The sequence below is a fragment of the Roseomonas sp. 18066 genome (assembly GCF_902706185.1).
GTDB lineage: Bacteria > Pseudomonadota > Alphaproteobacteria > Acetobacterales > Acetobacteraceae > Pseudoroseomonas.
On record NZ_CACSJM010000013.1, the window covers coordinates 17,444 to 39,135 of the forward strand.

A 21,692-nucleotide genomic window follows, 5' to 3' on the forward strand; every position below is an offset into this window, starting at 1 on the left:
GGGACAGGACGGCGGGATGAGTGAGGAAAAGGCGAAGCCTGAGGTGTCGGCCCCGGCCTCGCCACCAGCGTCGGCACCGGTGTCCACCCCGGCGTCGGCGCCAACGTCGGCAGCGGCGCGCGCCAGCTATCTGCCGCCGGCCACGACGCCGGTGCTGCCCGGCCCGGCCGGCTTCCGCTTCGACTTCAACCAGGGCGCCCGGCTGATGCTGCCGCCGGGCACGCGGCGCGCCATCCGCCTGTGGGATGCCGATACCGGCAGCCTGCTGTTCCGCACCACCGGGGAAGGGCTGGTCATCAACTCGTCGAAGCGCTTCTTCGTGCGCTTCCGCATCGAGCTCTGGGACGGGCCGGATGATTCCGGGCCGCCCGCCTTCACCCATGAATACGACGCGCGCGGGCGCGAGGTGCTGGTGCAGTTCCCGGTCGGCACGCTGGGCGACAGCCTGGCCTGGTTCCCCTATGCCGCCCGCTTCGCCGAGCAGCATGGCTGCCGCCTGACCTGCAGCCTGTCCGGGCTGATCATCCCGCTGCTGCGCGACGCTTATCCGCACATCACCTTCATCACCCCGGAGGAGCTGGGCGAGCCCGGCCGGTGCGACCGCTTCTACGCCAGCTACTGCCTCGGCCTGTTCTTCGATGACCCGAAGAACGCCCTGCAGCCGACCGATTTCCGCATGGTCGGGCTGCACCGCACCGCCGGCTATATCCTGGGCGTCGACCCCTCCGAGGTGGCGCCGGCGATCAGCTTCCCCGACCCCGGCCCGCCGATCGAGCAGCCCTATGTCTGCATCGCCGTGCAGTCCTCGACCCAGTGCAAGTACTGGAACAACCCCGAGGGCTGGCGCCGCGTCGTCACCGCGCTGAAGGCGGCCGGCTTCCGCGTGGTCTGCATCGACCAGAAGCCGGTGCACGGCCAGGGCCTGGTCTGGAACCACATCCCGCATGGCGTCGAGGACGAGACCGGCGACCGGCCGCTGGCCGAGCGCGCCCGCTGGCTGCGCCATGCCGCCTTCTTCATCGGCACCAGCTCGGGCCTCGCCTGGCTGGCCTGGGCGGCGGGCACGCCGGTGGTGATGATCAGCGGCTTCACCCACCCGACCAACGAGTTCACCACCCCCTATCGGGTGATCAACTGGCACGCCTGCAACAGCTGCTGGAACGACCCGAAGCACCGCTTCGACCACAAGGACTTCATGTGGTGCCCGCGCCATGCCGGCACGCCGCGGCAGTTCGAATGCTCGCGGCTGATCACCGCCGAGCAGGTGCTGTCGATCATCGCCCGCATCCCGGCCTGGCAGGCCATGCAGCAGAAGAACAAGACGGCGCCGGCGATCGCGGCCCTCGCCGCCGCGGAATAAGGGCAGGGAAGCATGTCGGGCTCACAGACGGTCAGCGGCGGCGGCGTCGCGGTCAACAGCGCCGTGGGCTCGGCCTATGCTCTCCAGGAGCTGATCCTGGTCAGCGGCGGCGCCGCCTCCGGCACCACCGTCCATGGCGGCGGCACCGAGCGGGTCGATGCCGGCGGCCTGGCGAGCGCCACCCGCCTCTTCGAGGGCGGCACGCAGCAGGTCGAGGAGGGCGGCACCGCCTGGACCACCTCGGTCGGCGATGGCGGCAGCGCCACCATCGCCGGCAGCGCCGTCTCGGCCACCATCGACAGCGGCGGCCTGCAGGTCGTCGAATCCGGCGGCACCGCCTCGGCCAGCGAGATCCTGAGCGGCGGCGCCGAGCTGGTGCAGGGCGGCGAGAGCCTCGACGCCACCATCCGCCTCGGCGGCCAGCAGGAGGTGGTGGACGGCCATGCCGGCGGCGCCGCGGTCTTCGGCAGCCAGACCATCACAGGCGACGGCGTCACCGCCGGCAGCGCCACCGACACCAGCATCGGCGCCGGCGGCGTGCAGACCGTGGAGAATGATGGCGAGACCACCGGCACCGAGATCGCCTCCGGCGGCACGCAGGTGGTGCGCGACGACGGCTATGCCAGCGGCACGGTCATCGCCGGGGGCGGCGTGCAGCGGATCGAGGAATATGGCGGCGCCGAAGGGACGACCATCGCGTCCGGCGGCCTCCAGCAGGTCGGCGACCTCGGCTTCGTCGCCTATACCACGGTGGAATCGGGCGGCCTGCAGGAAGTGGGCAGCGGCGGCACCGCCATCCTGACCACGCTGACCGGCGGGCGCCAGGACGTGCTGGCCGAGGGCAGCGCCGCCGGGACGGAGATCGTCGCCGGCACGCAGTATGTCGCCGGCTTCTCGGTGGCCACCATCATCCATGCCGGCGCGACGCAATATGTCCTGGATGGCGGCACCGCCTATCAGAACATCATGGAGGGGCTGTCCTATGTCTCCGCCGGCGGCCTGGCCGGGCAGAACGCCATAGGCCATGGCGGGCGGCAGGTCATCCTGTCGGGCGGCATCGGCTCGGACACCGAGATCCATTCCGGCGGCACCCAGGTCATCGAGGCCGGCGGCACGGCGACCGGCTGGATCGAGCTGGTCGGCACCGGCGCCACCCTGCAGCTCGACACGCCGGAGACGCTGGGCAGGGGGCTGACCATCAGCGGCCTGTCCTATGGCGACCGCATCGACCTGCAGGGGCTGACCTATCATTCCGCGATGGTCGCGCAATGGGATGCGGCGACCAACCTGCTGACGGTGACCGACGGCGCCACGACCTACACCCTGGCGCTGGCCGGCAGCTACACCCAGGACCAGTTCGCGCTGTCCGAGGACGGCAGCGACGGCTCGGTGATGATGGCCGCCACCTGCTACGCCTCCGGCACGCTGATCATGACGATCAGCGGCGCCGCCCCGATCGACACGCTGCGCCCCGGCGACCTGGTCACCACCGTCGACCCTATGGGCCTCGCCGCGCAGCCGGTGCGCTGGATCGGCATCCAGACGGTGATGAAGCGCTTCGCCGACCCGCTGCAGGCCTATCCGGTGCGGATCCGCGCAGGCGCCCTGGCCGAGGGGCTGCCCGCGCGCGACCTGCTGCTGTCGCCCGACCATGCCATCCGGCTGGACGGGCTGCTGGTGCAGGCCGGCGCCCTGGTCAATGGAAGCTCGATCGCCCGGCTGGCCGCCGCCGAGCTGCCGGAGCGGTTCTCCTACTATCATATCGAGCTGCCCGGGCATGCGCTGGTGCTGGCCGAGGGGGTCGCGGGCGAGAGCTTCGTCGACAATGTCACCCGCCGCCGCTTCGACAATTTTTCCGAGTTCGCCGCGCTGCATGGCGAGGCCGGGCCGCCGATCCCCGAGCTGCCGCTGCCACGGGTGAAATCGGCCCGCCAGCTGCCCGCCGCGCTGCGCGACCGGCTGGCGGCACGCGCCGCCACGCTGGAGGCCGGCGCCGCCGCGGCCGCCTGAGGCCCAGCCTCGCCACAGCCTCGCCGGGAAGCGACTTCACGGGGCGGAAAACTGCGCTAGCATGCCGTTTCTGCTCCTCGAGGTCGGTCCGGAAGGGAAGCCCAGCTTGAGCGCCAGCATTGCCACCCGCAGGACCGTCGGATGAGCCCGGAGGCGCCGCCGGCACCCGCCCTCGGGGTCGCCAGCCTCAGCCGGGCGCGCGAGGACCGGCTCTGGGCCGTCGTCGCCGCCATCGGCCGCCGCACCCGCATCGCCGAGATCTATCCCAGCCGCGCCGCGGCGGATGCCGACCGCAGCTGGCGCGAGCAGCAGATCCGCGCCTATGCCGGCTTCCTGCGCAGCTCGAGCATGCCGATGCCCAGCTACAGCGTGGCGCCGATCCGCCGCGCCGACCTACCGCGCGGCTGGCGCCCGCTGCCGGCGCTCGGCTTCCTGCGCGGGCAGTTCAGCTAGCAGGATGGCCCCGGGCTGCGGCCGCCGGCCGCCTCAGCGCCCTTCGAAGCGGGGCTCGCGCTTGCCCAGGAAGGCGTCGCGGCCTTCCTGGAAGTCTTCCGTGGTGTAGAGCAGGCCCTGGAAATCGGCCTCGGCGGCCAGCGATTCGGCCAGCGTGCCGGTCGAGCGGTTCAGCAGCGTCTTGGCCAGGGCATTGGACAGCGGCGCCCGGGCGGCGATCTGCCGGGCCAGGACCCGCGCCGCCGCCAGCGCCTGGCCGGGCTCGGCGAGCTGGTCGACCAGGCCGAGCGACGCCGCCTCCTCCGCCCCCATCGGCGCGCCGACCAGCATGACGCGCTTGGCCCGCCCCAGCCCCATCCGCCGCTGCAGCGTCCAGGCCAGGCCCAGATCCGGCACCAGCCCGACCCGGTTGAAGGAGCAGGTGAAGACCGCCGCGCGCGAGGCGACGACGATGTCGCAGGCGGCGGCGACCGAGATGCCGGCGCCGGCGGCATGGCCTTCGACCGCGGCGATCACCGGCTTCTCGCCCTCGGCCAGCAGGCGGATCATGCGGTGGCCCCAGTGCAGGCGCGCGCGGCCGCCCATGCCGGTGATGCCCTGCATGCCGGCGATGTCGCCGCCGGCGCAGAAATGCCCGCCCTCGCCGGTCAGCACGATGGCGCGGATCTCGGGGTTGCCCAGCGCCGCCTCCAGATGCGCCATCATCGCCTCGCGCAGCGCCGGCGCCAGCGCGTTGCGGCGGCGCGGATAGGACATGGCGAGCTCCAGCACGCCATCGTCCAGGCGGGCATGGGTGGTGGCCTCCGCGGCCTCGGCGGCATTCTTGTCCATTGTTTCCTCCGTGTCGGCGGCGAGGCTAGACGCAGACGCCGCGCCCGTCACACCCCGCGGCTCAAGCCCCCATCCACCGCGATGGCCTGGCCGGTGACATAGGCCGCGACCGGGCTGGCCAGGAAAGACACCATGGCGGCCACCTCGGCCGGCGTGCTGAGCCGGCCCATCGGGATATCGGCCGCGACGCGGGCCAGCACCTCGGCCTCCGAAATGCCCTCATCCGCCGCCATCTGCTTCGCCCGCGACTGCCAGAGCGGCGTCAGCGCCCGCCCCGGCGAGACGCTGTTCACCGCGATGCCCTCCGGCGCCAGTTCCAGCGACAGCGTTTTCGCCAGCGCCAGCACCCCGGCCTTGTGCACGTTGGAGACCACCTGATGCGCGGTCGGCTGCCGGGCCGAGACGGCGCCCAGCAGCACCACCCGCGCATCGCCCGCCGCGCGCAGCATCGGCAGCAGCGCGCGCACCGCCCGCACCGTGCCCAGGATGTTGAACTCGTAGTTTTCCAGCCAGGCCTCGTCGGAGAGCTCGGCGAAGGCGCTGCGCCGGCTGCCCCCGGCGGCGCAGACCAGGGCATGCAGCGGCAGCCCGCCCAGGCGCTCGACCAGGCCAGCGAGCGAGGCCGGGTCGGACTGGTCGCAGACCAGCGTCTCCGGCGCGCTGCCCGCCTCGGCCATCAGCGTGGCGGCGGCGCTGGCCAGGCGGGCGGGGTCGCGCCCGGCGATGGCGACCCGCGCCCCCTCCCGCAGCAATTGCCCGGCGGTCGCCAGGCCGATGCCGGAGGAGCCGCCGATCACCAGGGCGAAGCGCCCCTGCATGCCCAGATCCATTCGATCACTCCACCTTGGCGCCGGTGGCCCGCACGATGGGCGCCCATTTTTCGGTCTCGACCTTGATGAAGGTCGCGAGCTCCGCAGGCGTGCTCAGCAGCGGCTCCACCCCCTGCCCTTCCAGGGCGGCGGCGACATCGGGGTCGGCCAGGGCCTCGCGCATCACCGCGTTCATCCGGGCGACGATGGCCGGCGGCAGGCCCTTCGGCCCGACCAGCGCGTACCAGTTCTGCACCTCGTAGCCCGGCAGCGTCTCGGCCACCGTCGGCAGCTCGGGGCGCGCCTTGATGCGCTGCGCCGTCGGCACCGCCAGCAGCCGCAGCCGCCCGGCCTGCACCTGCGGCAGGGCGGTGGGCGCGGTGGAGAAGGCATAGTCGACCTTGCCGCTCATCAGGTCGGTCATCATCGGCCCGCCGCCGCGATAGGGCACATGGACCGTCTTCACCCCCGCCATCTGGTCGAGCAGCGCGCCCGCCAGGTGCCCCGCGCCGCCGATGCCGGAGGAGCCATAGGTGATGGTCTCCGGCGCCGCCTTGGCCGCGGCGATCAGCTCGGCGACGCTCTTCCACGGCCGGTCGACCGGCACCACCAGCACGTTCAGCACATTGCCCGACATGGCGATCGGCGTCAGGTCGGCCTGCGGGTCGAAGGGCATGCTGGCATAGAGGCTGGGATTGATCGCCAGCGCGCCGATGGTGCCCATCAGGAAGGTGGCGCCATCGGGCGGCGAGCGCACCACGATCTCGGTGGCGAGATTCCCGCCGGCGCCGGGGCGGTTCTCGATCAGCACCGGCTGGCCGAGCAGCGCGGTCAGCCGCGGCTGCATCACCCGGGTGCTGATGTCGGTGGCGCCGCCGGCGGCGAAGCCGACGACGATGCGGATCGGCTTGCTGGGCCAGCTTTCCTGGGCCCTGAGCAGCCCGGGCCTGGCCAGGGAAAGGCCAAGCCCCCCCAGCCCAGCGCCCAGCAGGGTGCGGCGGTCGATCATCGGACTTCCTCCTCGACGGCCGCGGCCGGGCCCGTCTGTCGCGGGTCCTCTGGCCGGGCCGGATCCCTTGAGCCGGGAGCGTGGCTGAGCCTGTGATGCACGCCTTTCGGCGAGGCCGCCTCAGGCGATCACAGGCTAGCTCCCGGTGAATTGCGGGGCGCGTTTCTCCATGAAGGCGCGGCGCCCTTCGACATAGTCCTGGCTGGCGAAGCAGCCGCGCACCAGGCGGTCGCAGAGCGCCTCGTCCGGATCGGGCTTCAGCGCCTCGGCGACGATGGCCTTGACCGAGGCCACGGTCAGCGGCGCGTTGCCGGCGATGGTGGCGGCATAATCCTCGACCAGCGAGTCCAGCGCGTCATCGGGCACCACGCGGTTCACCAGCCCCATGATGCGCGCATCTTCCGCCGAAAACTTCTTCGCGCTGAAGAAAAGCTCCTTGGCGAAGGAAGGGCCGACGAGATGGACCAGCCGGCGGATGCCCTGCAGCGGATAGCCCAGGCCGAGCTTGGCCGCGGGGATGCCGAAGCTGCTGCGCTCGGTCGCCATGCGCATGTCGCAGCAGACCGCGAGCGCCGAGCCGCCGCCGATGCAATGGCCGCGGATGGCGGCGATGGTGGGCTTGGGGAAATCGGCCAGCGCCTCATAGACCTTGGCGGTCTGCACCTGATAGGCCTCGACCGCCTCGGCCGAGCCGCGCTCGCTCTCGAACTTCGAGATATCGGCGCCGGAGACAAAGGCTTTTCCACCCGCGCCCGTCACGACAAGGACACGGACCTCAGGGTCGGCGGCAAAATCGGCAAGAATCTGCTCGGCCGCCAGCCACATCTCCATCGAGACCGCGTTGTGGCGCTCGGGGTTGTTGAAGATCATCCAGCCCACGCCGCCCGCCTTGCGGGAGAGCATCTTGTCGGTGCCGAGCGCCGGGTTGGAGGGCGGGAGCATATCGGGCATGGCGGGCGTGTCTCTCTATCCTGCTGCAGGCAGGCTGCGGGTTGCGCCGCCCCCTGTCAACAGCCTGTTGACAGCCCACCGCCCGGCGTGATGCCTTGCCCGCCATGGATCATCTTGCCACCCCCCTCCCGGACGGCCTTCCCCTGGCGGAGCGCGCCCGCGCCGGGGTCGAGGCGCTGATCCTGGCCGGCGAGCTGGCCCCGGGCAGCCGGCTGAACGAGGTGGCGCTGGCCGCCCGCCTGGGCCTGTCGCGCGGCCCGCTGCGCGAGGCGCTGCGCGGGCTGGAACGCGACGGGCTGGTCGCCGCCGGCCCGGCCGGCCAGGGCATGAGCGTGCGCCGCCTCGAGCCCGAGGAGATGGCCGAGCTCTACGACATGCGCGCCCTGCTGCAGGGCTTTATTCTCTCCCGCCTCGCCGAGCGGCTTTCCGCGGGACGCCTGGCGCCGGCGGTGCTGGAGGCGCTGCGGGCCGATGTCGCGCTGATGCAGCAGGATGCCGAGGCCGGCCGCGCCGCCAGCTACTATGCCCGCAACCTGGCCTTCCACGACGCGCTGCATGCGGCGGCCGGGCATCGGCGGGCGGCGGCGCTCTATGGCTCGCTGCTGAAGGAAAGCCACCTGGCGCGGCAGCGGGCGCTGGCCCAGTCGGCGCCGATGCGCGAGAGCAATGCCGAGCACGCCGCCATGCTCGACGCCGTGGCCAGCGGCGACGCTGGCCGCGCCCGCGCGCTGGGCGAGGCGCATGTCGCCGAGGGCGGCAAGCGGCGCTGGCTGGAATCGCTGGCGGGCGGCTGACCCGTCGCGCCGTCGCCTTCGTCCCTGGCGGCGACAGCAAGGAATCACTGGCGTGGCGGGACCGGTGCGTTGCGCGGCCGGTCATCACAAGACAGCGAGACCAGGTGATTTCGTTTCGGCTTCCGCAATGATGTCTTTGCGGCGCAGCATGCAATTTCGTGACGATATCGTCACGGCCTCTTGGCAAGATCCGTTGCTGTATCAGCAAAAACGAATACTGGCTTCGACGGGCAGCGTCAGCGCATCCGTTTTTGTTGCAGAGCACAAAGCGCATGACACGAAAATCTGCGCCGGCGCGGGCCATGACGAAAGCATCCGCCGGTCATTGCGCCCTGCTCCGGCGCCGGCCTAGGTTTTCGGCATGATCGCCTCTGTCCTGATGGATCGCCTGTGGGAACTCGCCCTCGATGAGGACGTGGACGCCATTCGCGCCGAAGCCGAGAACTTCCTCCTGGCCGAGCCAGAATCCATCAAGGCCCGCGCCCGCGAGCTCGAGGCCGCCTGGCTCGAGAAGATCGACACGCCCGAGGTCAGCAGCTATTCGTCGGTCGAGCCCGAGCGCGTCGCCTTCGAGGAAGCCCGCAACGCCGCCGCGCGGTATCTGTAGCGCCGGTCAGCGAAGTTTCCGCGCGCGGGCGGTGACGAAGGCGACGCGGGCGCCGCCTCCGTGCTGTCGCCTCAGGTCTTCTTGACGTTCCAGAAGACCGGGAAGCCACGCACCACATCCTGCAGCCGCGTCGATTGCGCCGCCGCCTGCATGAACTGGCCGGTCGGCACATAGGGCAGGTCCTGCATCGCCTGCAGCTGCAGCTTGCGGGCCACCGCCTGCTGCGCTGCCACGCCCTCGGCGGCGAACCATTCGGCCACCAGCGCCTCCAGCTCCGGCAGGTTGGGCCAGCCATACATGGCCTTGTCGCCATTGCCGCGCAGCGCCAGCTGCAGCGCCGGGTTGACCATGTCGACGCCGGTCAGCGCGGTCATCAGGCAGCTCCAGCCGCCCTTCTCCACCGGCTCGCGGCTCAGGCGCCGCGCCGTCAGCGTGCCCCAGTCGGACATCTGCAGGTCGACATTCATCCCCGCCTTGCGCAGCATGTCGGCGGCCACCTCGGCCAGCGTGCCGATGAAGGCCGGATCCGAGGCGCCGAGCAGCACGACCTTCTCGCCCTTGTAGCCGGCGGCGGCCAGGTCGCGCTTGACCTTGTCGTAGTCGCGCGGGCCCTTGAACACCTCCATCCCCGCATCGCTGGCCATCGGGCTGCCGGGGGTGAAGAAGCCGATCGGCGCGTGCCACATGCTGTTGTCGGCGCCGGCCACGGCCTGGACGAAGTCGGCTTGGTTGACGGCGCCGAGCAGCGCGCGGCGGATCGCCGGATTGTTGAAGGGCGCCTGGGTGTGGTTCATGCGCATGAGGGTGATCATGCCGCTCTGCTCCTGCACCGCCACCTTCAGGGTGCGGGCGCGGGCCAGCAGCGGGATCACGTCGTTGGCAGCGAATTCCAGCCAGTCCTGCTCGCCGCTGCGCATCGCCGCCGCCGCCGTCGCGCCGTCGGGGATGGTGGTCCATTCGACGCGGTCGACATGCACGACCTTCGGGCCGGCGGTGCCGTCGGCGACGCCGTTAGCGCGCGGGACGTAGCCGTCGAAGCGGGCATAGGCGACGCGGGCGCCGGAGACGCGCTCATCGGCCAGGAAGCGGAAGGGGCCGGAGCCCACCATCTCGGTGATCTGGGTGAAGGCGTCGGTCTTGGCCAGCCGCTCCGGCATCATCACCGGCACCAGCGAGGGCATCTTTCCCAGCGCCTCCGGCAGCAGGGGAAAGGGCGCCTTCAGGCGGAACTGGATGGTGCGGTCGTCGGGGGCCGAGAGCTCCTCGGTCGCGCCCATCAGCCCCTGGCCGAAGGCGTCGCGCGTCGCCCAGCGGCGGATCGAGGCGACGCAGTCGCGCGCCAGCACCTTTTCCCCGTCATGCCATTTCAGGCCTTCGCGCAGGGTCAGGCGCCACAGCTTGCCGTCATTCTCGACGACATGGCCCTCGACCATCTGCGGCGTCACGCGGAACTGCGTGTCGGTGCCGTAGAGGGTGTCGAAGATCATGTAGCCATGGTTGCGCGTGGCGTAGGAGGCGTTGATCACCGGGTCGAGCACGGTGAGGTCGGTCTGCGGGATGAAGCGCAGCACGCGGCTCTGCTGCGCATGGCCGACAGCGGGGGCCGCGAGCACGGCGGCGCCGGCGGCAAGAAAGGTGCGACGCTTCACGGCATCGATCTCCAGGGCAAAAGGGTTCAGGCCGTCGCCGGGGCGTTGCGCGCCACCAGCCAGCCGCCATCGACCACCAGCACCTGGCCGGTCATGAAGGAGGCGTCGTCGGAGGCGAGGAAGGCGATCACCGAGGCGATCTCCTCGGGCTTGCCGGCGCGGCGCAGCGGCGTCGGCACCAGCATGTTCTGCACATAATGCGGGTTCTGCAGGTGGCCCACCGTCATCGGCGTCTCGATGACGCCGGGGGCGATGGCATTGACCAGGATGCCCTCGGGCCCGACATCGCCGGCCAGCTGGCGGGTGAATTGCGCGACGCCGGCCTTGGCCACCGCATAGGCGGTGGTGTTGGGATAGCCGACGAGGCCGAAGATCGAGGAGACATTGACGATCCGCCCGCCCGGCCGGGTCAGATGCGGCAGCACGTCGCGGGTGACGCGCAGCACCGCCTTCAGGTTGGTGTCGACGAAGCGGTCGATCAGCTCGTCGTCGGAATCAGCGAGCTTCTTGGCGCCGCCGATCCCGGCATTGTTGACCAGGATGTCGATGCGGCCATGCGCGTCGAGCGCCGCGCGCGCCAGCTGCTTCCCGGCATCGGCCGCGTTGATGTCGAGCAGCAGGTGCGCCGCCCCCAGCGCCGCCGCGGTCTCGGCGACCGCCGGGTTGCGGTCGGCCAGCAGCAGGCGCGCGCCATCGGCGGCGAGGCGCTGGGCGGTCGCGGCGCCGATGCCGGTCGCGGCGCCCGTGACGATGGCGACGCGGCCCTCGAGCTTCTTGGTCATGACGCGGTGCCCCTCAGCCGGCCTGGCGGGCGCGGAAATCGCGCTGGATCTGGTCCAGCGTGCAGAACTCGGCGCCGCGCTGGGTCAGCCCGTCGATCAGCTTCTCGAGGAACAGCATGCGGTGGCCGCGGCCGACGACATAGGGGTGGAAGGTGTAGACCAGCATCCCCTGCTCCGTCGTGCGCTGCATATAGTCGAAATCGGCCAGCCAGTTCTCCAGCACGTCGTTGGCGTTCGCCAGGCCCGGCATGACGCCCGCCTTGGTGCGGAAGAACTCGAAATGCGGATGGTCGTCCAGCGACCAGCTGATCGGCACCTCGACCAGGGTGGTGGTCTCGCCGAAGATCAGCGGGCCGTCGACCGTCACCTTGTCGCCGCGCCGCGCGAAATAGGCCTCGCAGTCATGGCCCATCATCGAGCTGTCGTATTCGCAGCCATGCTCCATCACCAGCTCGATGGTGCGGTCGGACAGGTCCCAGGCCGGCGAGCGATAGCCCTTCGGCCCGGCGCCGGTCAGCTTCTTGATCGATTCCACCGCCCGCGCGAACTCCTCCGCCTCGACATCGGCCGAGAGCTCGGCGGGGGGCACGTGGCTCCAGCCATGATGGCCGACCTCGTGGCCCGCCTCGACGATGCGGTGGCAGATCGCCGGATAGGTCTCGATCACCACGCCCGGGATGTACCAGCTGCCCTTGATGCCGCGGCTGCCGAGCAGATCGAGAATGCGGCCGGCGCCGATGACGCAGAACTCGCCGCGGGAGATCGGCGTCGGCGTCAGCATCCCCCGCGCGGCGAAGCCGGAGAAGGCGTCGAAGTCGAAGGACAGGCAGGCGATATGGCGCGGCATGGGACAGGCCTCCTACAGGACAGAAGAATCAGCGGGCGCGGCGGATGTTCCACAGCACGGGGAAGCCGACATCGATCACCCCCTGCAGCTCGCTGCGCCAGACCGCCGGGTTGGAGAACTGCCCGGTCAGCGGGAAATTGACATTGGCCAGGGCCCGGCGGTTGATCTCGGCCGAGAGCGCGCGGCGGGCCTCCAGGTCGGTGCCCGGGGTCGCCTCGAAACGCTGCAGCAGCGGCTTCAGCGCCTCGTCGCAATAGTTCCAGGGCGCGCCGCCGGTGCAGTTGTAGCCGATGCCCATGCTGCTCAGCGGATCGGCCAGGTCGAAGCCGGTATAGACCACGGGCACGGCGCTCCAGCCGCCGCGCTCGACCGGCTCGTTGCTCGACCAGCGCTGCGCCACCACCGCCCAGTCCATCAGCTGCTGGTCGACATTCAGCCCCAGCCGCTTCATGCGGTCGACCACCACCATGGCCATCGGGTTGATCACGGTCGACGTCGCCGAATGCAGGAAGACGACGCGCTCGTTGGCGTAGCCCGACTCCTTCAGCATCTGCCGGGCGCGGTCCAGGCTGGGCTGGCGAAGATTTTCCGACCCGGCCTCGCTGGCATAGCGGGTGCCGCAGAGCGTCATCGACTGGCAGATCGGCAGCGACATGCCCTCCGGCAGGCCATGGGCGGCGACGATCTCCGACTGGTCCAGCGCCATCTGCAGCGCCTGGCGCACCTTGATGTTGTTGAAGGGCGGCTGCGCGTGGTTGAGCACCAGCCCGCCCATGATCTGGGCGATGCCGCGGGCGCCGGCGATGGTCAGGCGGCGGTCGCGGCCCAGCACCGGCAGGAAGTCGACGGGGGCGTATTCCAGATAGTCGACCTCGCCATTCTGCAGCGCGGCGGCGCGGGTCGCGGCATCGGCGATGTTGATGAACTCGGCGCGCTCGACCAGCACCTGCTTGCCGCCGGCCAAGCCATCGGCGGGCTCGGCGCGGGGGACATAGCGCGGGTTGCGGCGGAAGGTCGCTTTTTCCCCAGGAACCCATTCATTGGCAATGAAAAGAAAAGGGCCGGAGCCGATGATCTCGGGCACCGGCGTGGTCGGCGGCGTCGCTGCCAGCCGCGCCGGCATCATGAAGGGCACGTGGACGCTGGGCTTGGCCAGGGCGTCGATCACCCCGCCATAGGGGCGCGACAGGACGAGGGTGAACTGCGTCGGGCTGTCCGCGGTCAGCGAGGCGGTGGCCGCCAGCAGCCGCCGGCCGGTGGCATCGCGGGCACCCCAGCGCTTCAGCGAGGCGACGCAATCCTCGGCCGTGACCGGCTTGCCGTCATGCCATTCCAGGCCCGGGCGCAGCGTGAAGCGCCAGGTCAGCCCGTCCTCGCTGGTGGTCCAGCCTTCCAGCATCTGCGGGCGCGGATCGCCCTTGCTGTCCTGCGACACCAGCGTGTCGAAGACCATGTAGCCGAAGTTGCGGGTGATGAAGGAGGGGCTGGTGATCGGGTCCAGCACCTGCAGCCCGGCATTGACCACCAGCCGCAGCGGTTTTTCGGCAGTGCCCTGCGCCAGGGCTGGCGCCGCCAGCGCCAAGGCCAGCGCGGAAGCGAGCAGCCCACGCCGAAAGATGCTTGCCAGACTCATCCCGGAAATCCCCCAAACCCGTTGCAGCCGCAGGCACTCTTCCCTGTGGGCGGGGGCTCTGTGTCCCCTCGCCCCGGCACGTCAGGCCAGGCGGCCGCCATCGACCGGCAGGCAGACGCCGGTGACGAAGCTGGCGGCATCGCTCAGCAGATAGAGCACGGAATCGGCGACCTCGCCTGCCTGGCCGAAGCGGCCCAGCGGATGGCGGGCGCGGAACAGCGCCATGCGCGCCTCCTGCGCCGCCGCATCGCCGGCGGCGGCGAAGGTCGCGGCCAGCATCGGCGTCTCGATCGAGCCCGGGCAAACGGCGTTCACCCGGATGCCCTGCGGCGCATGCGCCAGCGCGAGACTCCGGGTCAGCATCACCACCGCGCCCTTGCTGGCCGAATAGGCCTGCAGCTGGGCCGAGCCGGTCAGCCCTGCGGCCGAGGCCATGGTCACCACCGCGCCGCCGCCGCTGGCCTGCATCTGCGGGATGAAGGCGGCGGCCGCTGCCCAGGTGCCCTTCACATTGACGGCGAAGGTGCGGTCCCAGTCGTCCTCGCTGGCCTCGATGGCGGGGCCGGTGGGGCCGAGGATGCCGGCGCCGGTGACCAGCAGCGTCGCCGGCCCGAGCTTCTCCAGCCCCTCGGCGGCGGCGCGGCGCAGGTCGGCGGCCCGCGTCACGTCGCCCTGGACGGCGATGCTGCCCGGGCAGTCCTTCAGGGTCCCGGCGAGCCCCGCGGCGTCGCGGTCGAACAGCACCAGCCGGGCGCCCTCCGCCGCCAGGCCGAGCGCCACGGCACGGCCAAGCCCCGACCCGGCGCCGGTGATGGCGCCGACGCGCCCCGCGAAACGCTGCATGCCGGCCAATCCTTCTGCTGGCGAAGCGGCGGCTTCCACCCTGCGAAAATCGCCGCTATATTGCTGAGCAATACGACCACATTGCCGTCAAAAGGTTAGGAAGCACGGATGAAGGTGTCAACGGCGAAGCCCGCCGCCGATATCCCGCCAGGCGTCGATGACCGCCTGTTCCTGCAGGGTGTGCAGCGCACCATGCAGGTGCTGGAGGCCTTCGCCCGCCAGCCCCGCCCGCTCAGCCTGGCCGAGCTCGCCGCCGCCGCGGGGGTGGACAAGAGCGCGACGCAGCGCATCGCCCACACGCTGCAGGCGCTGGGCTACCTGGAACGCCAGCCCAGCGGGCTGGCGCCGGGCAAGAAGCTGCTGGACCGCGGCTTCGACTTCCTGCGCGCCGAGCCGCTGATCGAGCGCGCCGTGCCGGTGCTGCACGACCTGCGCAAGTCGATCCCCGAGCGCGTCGATCTCAGCCTGTTCGACGACACCAGCGTCATCTATGTCGTGCGGCTGCAGAGCAAGCGGGAGACTTTTTCCGCCACGCTGGTCGGGCGGCGCATCCCGACCTTCTGCTCCTCCGGCGGCCGCGCCATCCTGGCCGCCCTGCCGGAGGAGGAGGCGGAAGCCGTGCTGGCGCGCTCCGACCGCACGGCCCTGACGCCGGCCACCATCACCGACCTGCCCGGCATCCGCGCCAAGCTGGCCGAGACAAGGCGCGACGGGTTTTCGCTGTGCCTGGAGGAATCGCTGCGCGGCGAGATCACGCTGGGCGCCGCGGTGCGCGACGCCTCCGGCCGGCCGGTCGCCGCCATCCATGTCGCGGCCTCGCTGGCCGAGTGGAAGCCGGCCGCCTTCCGCCGCCTGGCGCCGCTGGTGCTGCATGCGGCGGAGGCGCTCAGCCGCCAGCGCTGACCGACGCTGACCGGCGCTGGCCGGGAGCGAGGCGTCAGAGGATGATGTCGGCCTCGGCCAGGCTGGCGACATCGAGCAGCGCGATCACCCGCGCCGAGCCGATGGCCGAGAAATGCAGCTCCAGCCCGTCATCGGTCTGCACCTGCTCGACCCCGCCGGTGATGGAGTATCCGCGCAGGTCGATCCGATCGATGCCGCTTTCGAAGTCGTGGATGGTGTCCACCCCGTCGGCGTCGTTGCCTTGCTGCGCATTGACCATCAGGTAGCGGTAGAGGAAGACATCCGCCCCCGCCCCGCCCCAGAGCTGGTCCGTCCCGCTGCCGCTGGAGATCACGTCGTCGCCGGCGCCGCCGCGGATGATGTCGTTGCCGGTCCCGCCATAGAGGGTGTCGTTGCCGGTGCCGCCGAGGAGGCGGTCATCGCCGCCGCCGCCATGGATGGTGTCGTTGCCGCCGCCGCCATCGATCAGGTCGTCGCCGTCACGGCGGATGTCGAAGCCGCCGCTGGCCGGGTTGCCGAAGGGCAGCGTTTGGCCGAAGCCGAAGACGACGTCGTCGCCCGCGCCGGCGAAGATGACATCGCGGCCCCAGCCGCCATGGATCTGGTCGTTGCCGCGGCCGGCGACGATGATGTTGAAGCCGAAGGGGTCGTCGATGGTGGCATCGCCATCGGCCCAGATCGTGTCGCCGGTCCGGTGGCTGGCCAGCAGGAAGATGTCGTTCCCGCGCGAGCCGTTATACAGGGCCATCCTGGTCGCTCTCCCGATCGCGCCCATGCGGGTGCAGCCTCGTGCCGGCCGCAGGACGTGCCGACCATGGCCGGGATTTTTGGTCCGGCTAAGTAACGATACTGCGCTTTCATCCGTATTTCACGCGATCTGCGCCGCAGTTCAACTTTCTGCGGCGCAATTCGCGGAACGACCTGGATGGGTCTCATTCGACCCGGATGCCGCCCTCCTGGATGACCGGGCCCCAGCGGTCGTATTCGCGCTTCAGGAAGTCGGCGAATTGCTGGCGGCCACCGCCGACGATGCTGCCGGCCTGGTTCTCCTCGACGCCGCGCCTGATCTCCGGCAGCGCCGCGATGCGGGCGAAGACGTCGTTGACGCGGTCGGCGAGCGCCGGATTCATGCCCGCCGGCGCCGCCACGCCATACCAGATGGCGACGTCGAAGCCCGGGATGGTGTCGCGCATCAGCGGCGCCTCGGGCGCCTGCGGGCAGGGGCCGCCGCCCACCGCCATGACGCGCAGCTGGCCGCCGCGCACCATGCCCAGCACCGAGGACAGGCTGGGGAAGCAGAACTGCGTCTCGTTGCGCATCACCGCCAGCGCCGTCTCCGACCCGCTGCGATACGGCACATGGACCATGCGGATCCGCGCCTGCCGCTCCAGCAGCGCCATGAACAGGTGGCTGCCATTGCCGACGCCGGCCGAGGCGTAGATCAGCGTCTCCGGTGTCGCCTGGGCCGCCTTGATCAGCTCGGCCAGCGTCTGCTGCGGCACCTGCGGGTTGGTCACCAGCGCGGCATGCAGGTTCACGCCATGCATGATCGGCGTGAAGGCGGTCATCGGGTCATAGCTGAGCTGGCGGTTCAGCAGCCTGCCGATCGAGTTGGCGCCGATATCGGCCATCATCAGCGTGTAGCCGTCGGGCTGCTGGCCGGCGGTATAGGCGCCGGCGACCATGCCGCCGGCGCCGGCGCGGTTCTCGATGACCAGCGGCTGGCCATTGGCGAATTCGGGGAAGCGCTGGCCGAAGCTGCGCGCCAGGGTGTCGACCGCGCCGCCGGCGCCGAAGGGCACCACCATGCGCACCGGCCGCTCCGGCCAGGCGGCGGCGGCGGTATTGGCCAGCGCCGGCTGGGATAGCGCAGGCGGGGTCAGCGCGGTCGCGGCGGGCGCCAGCAGCAGCCCGGCCGCCGCCCGTCCCAGCCCGCGCCGGGTGGGATTCTTCTCAATTGAATCGTTCATGGGACGTCCCTGGATCTTTTTTTGGCAGGCGCAGCGCGCCGGCCGCCGGGGGCGGCCGGCAACAGAGGCGAAGCTTACTCGGCGGCCTCGGCGGGGCGGGCCCAGCGGCGGTCGAAATCCCAGACCTCGGGGAAGCCCAGCAGCTCGTTCATCTTGGCGAAGTCGTAGATGACGTCGTCGCCGAGGCCGTGGGTGACGCCCTTCGCCTTCAGATGCGCGTAGGAGCGCTCCAGCGCCGCGGCGACGGTGAGGAAGCCGAGCGCCGGATAGATGGCGATGTCATAGCCGAAGCTCGCCAGCTTCTCGGCCGAGAGGATCGGCGTGCGGCCGCCGCCATCGACATTGTTGGCCAGCAGCGGCGCGTCGATCTCCTGGCCGATGCGCTTCATCTCGTCCTCGGTCTCCGGGCTCTCGATGAAGACGATGTCGGCGCCCGCCTGGCGGTACAGCTTGCCACGCCGGATGGCTTCATCCAGCCCGAGGGTCGTGCGGGCATCGGTGCGGGCAATGATCAGAAAGTCGTCGCTCTTGCGGGCCTCGGCGGCGACCTCGATCTTCAGCGCCATCTCCTCGGCCGGGATGACGCGGCGGCCCGGGGTATGGCCGCATTTCTTCGGCACCTCCTGGTCCTCGATCTGGATGGCGGCGATGCCGGCGGCCTCGTAGCCCATCACCGTGTGGCGCACGTTCAGCAGCCCGCCGTAACCCGTGTCGGCGTCGGCGATCACCGGCGTCGCCGAGCCCTGGGCGAAGCGCCCCATGCGGCCGACCATGTCGGTGAAGGTGGCGATGCCGGCATCGGGAATGCCCAGATGCGAGGCGACAGTGCCATAGCCGGTCGCGTAGAGGGCGGAGAAGCCCATGCGGTCGGCAATGCGGGCGGAGATCATGTCGAAGATGCCGGGGGCGACGATGAACTGCTTCGCAGCCAGCGCTTCCTTGAGACGTTTGTCAGCCATTGTTTCGTTCCAGTCCGGGTCGTGAAGAAATCAGGCGGCGGCGGCCAGCGCCTGGCGCACCCGCGGCACCAGCCCGCCGGCCGCCAGGATGGCGCGCACCTCCTCGCCGAGCGGTGCCGCCTGCCAGAAGCGGTCGCCTTGCGTGATCGCCATGGCGTCCAGGTCGATGGCGGCGTCCTCGCCTTCGCGCAGCGCGCCGGCGGCCTCGGCGCAGAGCAGCACCGGCAGGCCGAGGTTCACCGCATTCCGAAAGAAGATCCGGGCGGCGCTGACGGCGACGATGGCGGCGACACCGGCCGCCTTCAGCGCGATCACCGCATGCTCGCGCGACGAGCCGCAGCCGAAGTTGCGCCCCACCGCCAGGATGTCGCCGGGGCGGACGCGGTGGATGAAATCCGGGTCCAGCCCTTCCATGCAATGCTTGCCCAATTCCTCGGGCTTGCGCAGCGCCAGGTAGCGGCCGGGCAGGATGACGTCGGTGTTCACCTCGTCGCCGAAGCGGTGGATGCGGCCACTGAACAACGCGCTCATGCCACGGCCTCCATCGCCATCACCTCGTCCGGGGGGCAGATCTCGCCGGCCACCGCGGCGGCCGCGGCAACCCAGGCATTGGCCAGGAAGACCTGGCTGTCGGGGTGGCCCATGCGGCCGCGATAGTTGCGGTTGGTGGTGGCGATGGCGGTCTCGCCCGCCGCCAGGATGCCCATATGGCCGCCGAAGCAGGCGCCGCAGGTCGGCGTCGAGATGGCGGCGCCGGCCCCCGAGATGATCTCCAGCAGCCCTTCCGCCATGGCCTGGCGCCAGATCTTCTGCGTCGCCGGCACCACCACCATGCGCACCCCCGGCGCCACCTGGCGGCCGCGCAGGATGGCGGCCACCTGGCGCAGGTCGGTCATGGTGCCGTTTGAGCAATTGCCGACATAGACCTGGTCGACCCGCTGCCCGCGCAGCGCGCTGACCGCGACGCCCGAGGCCGGCGATGGCGGCCGCGCCACCATCGGCTGCAGCGACCCCAGCTCGAGCTGGATCACCTCGCGATAGGTGGCATCGGCATCGGCGCGGACCGCCTCGGCCGGCGCCATGCCGCGCTTGCCCATGTCGGCGGCCGATTGCGCGTCGCCCTCGAAGACGCACATATCGGCGCCGGCCTCGACCGCCATGTTGGCGACCGCCATGCGCTCGTCCATGCCGAGTGCTGCGACCCCCGGGCCGCCGAATTCCAGCGCGGCGTCGGCGGCGCCGTCGGAGCCGATGCGGCGGATCAGCTCCAGGATCACGTCCTTGCCGGTGACATAGGCGCCGGCCGCGCCGGACAGCTCGACGCGGATGCTGTCGGGCACCCGCATCCACAGCTTTCCAAGCGCCAGCGCCCCGGCCAGGTCCGTCGAGCCGAAGCCGATGCCCAGCGCGTTGAAGGCGCCGGCGGTGCAGGTATGGCTGTCGGCGCCGAAGACGATGCTGCCATGGCCAACCATGCCGAGCTCGGCCAGCAGCGTGTGCTCGATGCCGCCGCGGCCGGGCTCGTAGAAATGCGCGATGCCGTGGCGGCGGGCGAAGTCGCGGGTCATGGCGATGGCGCCGGCCGCGGTCACGTCCGGGGCGGGCGCGAAATGATCGGCCACCAGCACGATGCGCGCCGGGTCGAAGGGGCGCTCGGCCCCCATGGCGTCGAACTGCTCGAAGGCCAGCGGGCCGGAGACATCGTTCAGCAGCACGACGTCGGGCCGCACGGTGATGATGCTGCCCGGCGGCGCCCGGCCCTCGACCGCATGGGCGGCCAGGATCTTCTCGGTGATGCTGCGGCCGCTCATGGCCACGCGACGCCTGTCGGCATGCTGCTTCCTTCCCGTCGCCGCAGCGCTTCCCCCGGGGGAGACCGGGATGCGCTGCCTGTCCTGCCTTGGCGCGACCGGTCTCGGGGCCGGCGCGTTGTGCAATCGTTAGCATAGATTTTCCGGCGTCAAAGCCGATTCGAACCGATGCTGCAGTGCGGGATCGTTTGCACGGCGATTCCGCCCATGCTAGCCGGAGGGCATGGATGAAGCCGCCGCCGCCCCGCGCCGCCCTGCCCGCCCCGCCGCGGCCAGGCCGTCCTCGGGGCGCGCCACCGGCCGTGCCACCCTGGGCAGCCTGGCGCAGAGCGCCGGCGTCGCGGCCTCCACCGTCTCCCGCGCGCTGCGCGGCGATGCGCGGATCTCGACCGAGGTGCGGGCGCGCATCACCGCCCTGGCCACCGAGGCCGGCTACACCCCCAATATCCTGGCCCGCACCCTGGTGCTGGGCCGCTCCGGCCTGATCGGGCTGGTGCTGGGGCCGGTGGAGAACCCCTTCTATGCCGAGCTGCTGCAGCAGGCGGTGCGGCTGGCCGCCGATCGCGGCTGCCGGCTGCTGCTGCTGCATGCCGGCCCCGGCCCGATCGAGGACGCCACCACCGAGGCGCTGCTGCAGTATCGCGTCGATGGCTGCCTGGTCAGCTCGGCCGAGCTGTCCTCCCGCGCCGCGGCCATCTGCGCGGCGAACAACGTGCCGCTGGTGATGATCAACCGGGTGGCGCGCGAGCATGGCTCGGCCGTCTCCTGCGACAACCGCGCCGGGGCCGAGCTGCTGGCAACCTTGCTGCTCGAGGCCGGGCACCGGCGGCTGGCGGTGGTCACCGGCAATGCCGCGACCTCCACCGGCCGCGAGCGCACCGAAGGCTTCTGTCAGTTTGTCGCCGCCGCTGGCGGCGACATGCCGTTGCTGGTGACCGGCGGCGCCAGCCATGCCGCGGGCTTCGCCGCCGGCCAGCGCATCGCGGCGATGCCGGCGGCCGAGCGCCCCGACGCCGTCTTCGCGGTCGCCGATATCCTGGCCATGGGCGTCATCGACGCGCTGCGCGAGGCCGGGCTCGCCGTCCCCGGCGATGTCTCGGTGGTCGGCATGGACGGGATTTCACTCGCCGACCGCCCGCCCTATCGGCTGACCACGGTGGTGCAGCCGCTGCAGGCCATGGTGGCGCGCGGCCTCGACCTGCTGCTGGCCGGCATCGAGCAGGGCGCCGTCGCCGCGCCGCAGGAACGCGTGCTGCTGCGCGGCACGCTGCGGCTCGGCGCCTCCGCCCGGCTTCCCGAGTCAGGGCTTCCGCTCACCGGAAGTCCCGCCGCGGCGCTGCCCGCGGCAGAGTGATCTGCCGCCCACCGCGGCGCAAACGGCAGGATCTGCGCCCCGCCGCGCCTAGCATCGGGGGGCCCCTTGCCAGCCGCGCATCGCTGCAGGAGGCTGCCGCCCTTTCTCGACGTCAGC

General features: G+C 71.2%; 22 protein-coding genes. 8 read left to right on the top strand and 14 right to left on the bottom strand.

The genetic code is table 11. From position 1 onward, the window contains the following. Positions 1-16: 16 nt before the first annotated feature. From GVN67_RS04445 to GVN67_RS04455, 3 genes are all read left to right on the top strand, one after another. A complete protein-coding gene (locus GVN67_RS04445; protein ID WP_159993211.1) occupies positions 17-1,360 on the top strand; it encodes an autotransporter strand-loop-strand O-heptosyltransferase in 1,344 nt (447 codons plus the stop codon). Between the two features lie 12 nt (positions 1,361-1,372). Then, the gene (locus tag GVN67_RS04450; RefSeq protein WP_159993213.1) at positions 1,373-3,370 is read left to right on the top strand and encodes a Hint domain-containing protein; all 1,998 of its coding nucleotides are present in this window, start codon (positions 1,373-1,375) and stop codon (positions 3,368-3,370) included. Positions 3,371-3,511: 141 nt separating this feature from the next. Then, positions 3,512-3,823, top strand: a complete 312-nt coding sequence (locus GVN67_RS04455; RefSeq protein WP_159993215.1) for a hypothetical protein — start codon at positions 3,512-3,514, stop codon at positions 3,821-3,823. A gap of 33 nt (positions 3,824-3,856) precedes the next feature. Here GVN67_RS04455 and GVN67_RS04460 read toward each other — a convergent pair whose 3' ends face one another. From GVN67_RS04460 to GVN67_RS04475, 4 genes are all read right to left on the bottom strand, one after another. Further along, positions 3,857-4,654 carry an enoyl-CoA hydratase/isomerase family protein gene (locus tag GVN67_RS04460; RefSeq protein ID WP_159993217.1) on the bottom strand — a complete coding sequence of 266 codons (798 nt, stop codon included), beginning with the start codon at positions 4,652-4,654 and terminating at the stop codon, positions 3,857-3,859. A gap of 47 nt (positions 4,655-4,701) precedes the next feature. After that, positions 4,702-5,484, bottom strand: a complete 783-nt coding sequence (locus tag GVN67_RS04465; protein WP_159993219.1) for an SDR family oxidoreductase — start codon at positions 5,482-5,484, stop codon at positions 4,702-4,704. A 4-nt stretch (positions 5,485-5,488) separates the two neighbouring features. Continuing rightward, complete coding sequence (locus GVN67_RS04470; RefSeq protein ID WP_159993221.1) at positions 5,489-6,472, bottom strand: tripartite tricarboxylate transporter substrate binding protein; 984 nt, start codon at positions 6,470-6,472, stop codon at positions 5,489-5,491. A gap of 135 nt (positions 6,473-6,607) precedes the next feature. Then, the gene (locus GVN67_RS04475; protein ID WP_235034949.1) at positions 6,608-7,423 is read right to left on the bottom strand and encodes an enoyl-CoA hydratase; all 816 of its coding nucleotides are present in this window, start codon (positions 7,421-7,423) and stop codon (positions 6,608-6,610) included. A 104-nt stretch (positions 7,424-7,527) separates the two neighbouring features. Between GVN67_RS04475 and GVN67_RS04480 the strand changes: the two genes are divergently transcribed. The 3 genes from GVN67_RS04480 to GVN67_RS04490 are packed head-to-tail and all read left to right on the top strand — an operon-like array spanning position 7,528 to position 8,824. Further along, positions 7,528-8,217: a GntR family transcriptional regulator gene (locus GVN67_RS04480; RefSeq protein ID WP_159993223.1), complete on the top strand. Its 690-nt coding sequence runs from the start codon at positions 7,528-7,530 to the stop codon at positions 8,215-8,217. Between the two features lie 52 nt (positions 8,218-8,269). After that, on the top strand, positions 8,270-8,569 hold the full coding sequence (locus GVN67_RS04485; RefSeq protein ID WP_159993225.1) for a hypothetical protein: 300 nt from the start codon (positions 8,270-8,272) through the stop codon (positions 8,567-8,569). A 9-nt stretch (positions 8,570-8,578) separates the two neighbouring features. Next, positions 8,579-8,824, top strand: coding sequence for a hypothetical protein (locus GVN67_RS04490; RefSeq protein WP_159993227.1), 246 nt, complete (start codon positions 8,579-8,581; stop codon positions 8,822-8,824). 71 nt (positions 8,825-8,895) lie between these two features. Here GVN67_RS04490 and GVN67_RS04495 read toward each other — a convergent pair whose 3' ends face one another. From GVN67_RS04495 to GVN67_RS04515, 5 genes are all read right to left on the bottom strand, one after another. Further along, complete coding sequence (locus GVN67_RS04495) at positions 8,896-10,473, bottom strand: ABC transporter substrate-binding protein (protein WP_159993229.1); 1,578 nt, start codon at positions 10,471-10,473, stop codon at positions 8,896-8,898. Between the two features lie 26 nt (positions 10,474-10,499). Beyond that, a complete protein-coding gene (locus tag GVN67_RS04500; RefSeq protein ID WP_159993231.1) occupies positions 10,500-11,255 on the bottom strand; it encodes an SDR family NAD(P)-dependent oxidoreductase in 756 nt (251 codons plus the stop codon). A 13-nt stretch (positions 11,256-11,268) separates the two neighbouring features. Continuing rightward, positions 11,269-12,102, bottom strand: coding sequence for a polysaccharide deacetylase (locus GVN67_RS04505; protein WP_159993233.1), 834 nt, complete (start codon positions 12,100-12,102; stop codon positions 11,269-11,271). Between the two features lie 28 nt (positions 12,103-12,130). Further along, complete coding sequence (locus tag GVN67_RS04510) at positions 12,131-13,735, bottom strand: ABC transporter substrate-binding protein (RefSeq protein ID WP_159993235.1); 1,605 nt, start codon at positions 13,733-13,735, stop codon at positions 12,131-12,133. An 81-nt stretch (positions 13,736-13,816) separates the two neighbouring features. Then, positions 13,817-14,578: an SDR family NAD(P)-dependent oxidoreductase gene (locus tag GVN67_RS04515; RefSeq protein ID WP_159993237.1), complete on the bottom strand. Its 762-nt coding sequence runs from the start codon at positions 14,576-14,578 to the stop codon at positions 13,817-13,819. Between the two features lie 108 nt (positions 14,579-14,686). Between GVN67_RS04515 and GVN67_RS04520 the strand changes: the two genes are divergently transcribed. Further along, a complete protein-coding gene (locus tag GVN67_RS04520; protein ID WP_159993238.1) occupies positions 14,687-15,481 on the top strand; it encodes an IclR family transcriptional regulator in 795 nt (264 codons plus the stop codon). 34 nt (positions 15,482-15,515) lie between these two features. On the opposite strand, the gene GVN67_RS04525 is transcribed toward GVN67_RS04520, so the two are convergent. From GVN67_RS04525 to GVN67_RS04545, 5 genes are all read right to left on the bottom strand, one after another. Next, positions 15,516-16,229 carry a calcium-binding protein gene (locus GVN67_RS04525; RefSeq protein ID WP_159993240.1) on the bottom strand — a complete coding sequence of 238 codons (714 nt, stop codon included), beginning with the start codon at positions 16,227-16,229 and terminating at the stop codon, positions 15,516-15,518. Between the two features lie 184 nt (positions 16,230-16,413). Then, positions 16,414-17,451 carry a tripartite tricarboxylate transporter substrate binding protein gene (locus tag GVN67_RS04530; protein WP_159993241.1) on the bottom strand — a complete coding sequence of 346 codons (1,038 nt, stop codon included), beginning with the start codon at positions 17,449-17,451 and terminating at the stop codon, positions 16,414-16,416. Between the two features lie 74 nt (positions 17,452-17,525). Further along, the gene (locus tag GVN67_RS04535) at positions 17,526-18,410 is read right to left on the bottom strand and encodes an oxaloacetate decarboxylase (RefSeq protein WP_159993243.1); all 885 of its coding nucleotides are present in this window, start codon (positions 18,408-18,410) and stop codon (positions 17,526-17,528) included. Positions 18,411-18,440: 30 nt separating this feature from the next. Continuing rightward, entirely contained in the window at positions 18,441-18,941 is a 501-nt protein-coding gene (locus GVN67_RS04540; protein ID WP_159993245.1) for a 3-isopropylmalate dehydratase small subunit, read from the bottom strand. After that, positions 18,938-20,221, bottom strand: a complete 1,284-nt coding sequence (locus tag GVN67_RS04545) for an aconitase/3-isopropylmalate dehydratase large subunit family protein (protein ID WP_159993247.1) — start codon at positions 20,219-20,221, stop codon at positions 18,938-18,940. The genes GVN67_RS04540 and GVN67_RS04545 overlap by 4 nt, the downstream gene beginning before the upstream one ends. 223 nt (positions 20,222-20,444) lie before the next feature. Here GVN67_RS04545 and GVN67_RS04550 point away from each other — a divergent pair, with 223 nt between their 5' ends. Continuing rightward, the gene (locus GVN67_RS04550; protein WP_159993249.1) at positions 20,445-21,575 is read left to right on the top strand and encodes a LacI family DNA-binding transcriptional regulator; all 1,131 of its coding nucleotides are present in this window, start codon (positions 20,445-20,447) and stop codon (positions 21,573-21,575) included. Positions 21,576-21,692 lie beyond the last annotated feature (117 nt).

Coding starts and splice junctions, on each gene's coding strand:
- GVN67_RS04470 (WP_159993221.1), bottom strand. CDS start 6,472: ATGATCGACCGCCGCACCCTGCTGGGCGCTGGGCTGGGGGGGCTTGGC.
- GVN67_RS04530 (WP_159993241.1), bottom strand. CDS start 17,451: ATGAACGATTCAATTGAGAAGAATCCCACCCGGCGCGGGCTGGGACGG.
- GVN67_RS04450 (WP_159993213.1), top strand. CDS start 1,373: ATGTCGGGCTCACAGACGGTCAGCGGCGGCGGCGTCGCGGTCAACAGC.
- GVN67_RS04520 (WP_159993238.1), top strand. CDS start 14,687: ATGAAGGTGTCAACGGCGAAGCCCGCCGCCGATATCCCGCCAGGCGTC.
- GVN67_RS04545 (WP_159993247.1), bottom strand. CDS start 20,221: ATGAGCGGCCGCAGCATCACCGAGAAGATCCTGGCCGCCCATGCGGTC.
- GVN67_RS04475 (WP_235034949.1), bottom strand. CDS start 7,423: ATGCCCGATATGCTCCCGCCCTCCAACCCGGCGCTCGGCACCGACAAG.
- GVN67_RS04480 (WP_159993223.1), top strand. CDS start 7,528: ATGGATCATCTTGCCACCCCCCTCCCGGACGGCCTTCCCCTGGCGGAG.
- GVN67_RS04500 (WP_159993231.1), bottom strand. CDS start 11,255: ATGACCAAGAAGCTCGAGGGCCGCGTCGCCATCGTCACGGGCGCCGCG.
- GVN67_RS04510 (WP_159993235.1), bottom strand. CDS start 13,735: ATGAGTCTGGCAAGCATCTTTCGGCGTGGGCTGCTCGCTTCCGCGCTG.
- GVN67_RS04515 (WP_159993237.1), bottom strand. CDS start 14,578: ATGCAGCGTTTCGCGGGGCGCGTCGGCGCCATCACCGGCGCCGGGTCG.
- GVN67_RS04505 (WP_159993233.1), bottom strand. CDS start 12,102: ATGCCGCGCCATATCGCCTGCCTGTCCTTCGACTTCGACGCCTTCTCC.
- GVN67_RS04490 (WP_159993227.1), top strand. CDS start 8,579: ATGATCGCCTCTGTCCTGATGGATCGCCTGTGGGAACTCGCCCTCGAT.
- GVN67_RS04525 (WP_159993240.1), bottom strand. CDS start 16,229: ATGGCCCTGTATAACGGCTCGCGCGGGAACGACATCTTCCTGCTGGCC.
- GVN67_RS04460 (WP_159993217.1), bottom strand. CDS start 4,654: ATGGACAAGAATGCCGCCGAGGCCGCGGAGGCCACCACCCATGCCCGC.
- GVN67_RS04535 (WP_159993243.1), bottom strand. CDS start 18,410: ATGGCTGACAAACGTCTCAAGGAAGCGCTGGCTGCGAAGCAGTTCATC.
- GVN67_RS04540 (WP_159993245.1), bottom strand. CDS start 18,941: ATGAGCGCGTTGTTCAGTGGCCGCATCCACCGCTTCGGCGACGAGGTG.
- GVN67_RS04465 (WP_159993219.1), bottom strand. CDS start 5,484: ATGGATCTGGGCATGCAGGGGCGCTTCGCCCTGGTGATCGGCGGCTCC.
- GVN67_RS04550 (WP_159993249.1), top strand. CDS start 20,445: ATGGATGAAGCCGCCGCCGCCCCGCGCCGCCCTGCCCGCCCCGCCGCG.
- GVN67_RS04455 (WP_159993215.1), top strand. CDS start 3,512: ATGAGCCCGGAGGCGCCGCCGGCACCCGCCCTCGGGGTCGCCAGCCTC.
- GVN67_RS04445 (WP_159993211.1), top strand. CDS start 17: ATGAGTGAGGAAAAGGCGAAGCCTGAGGTGTCGGCCCCGGCCTCGCCA.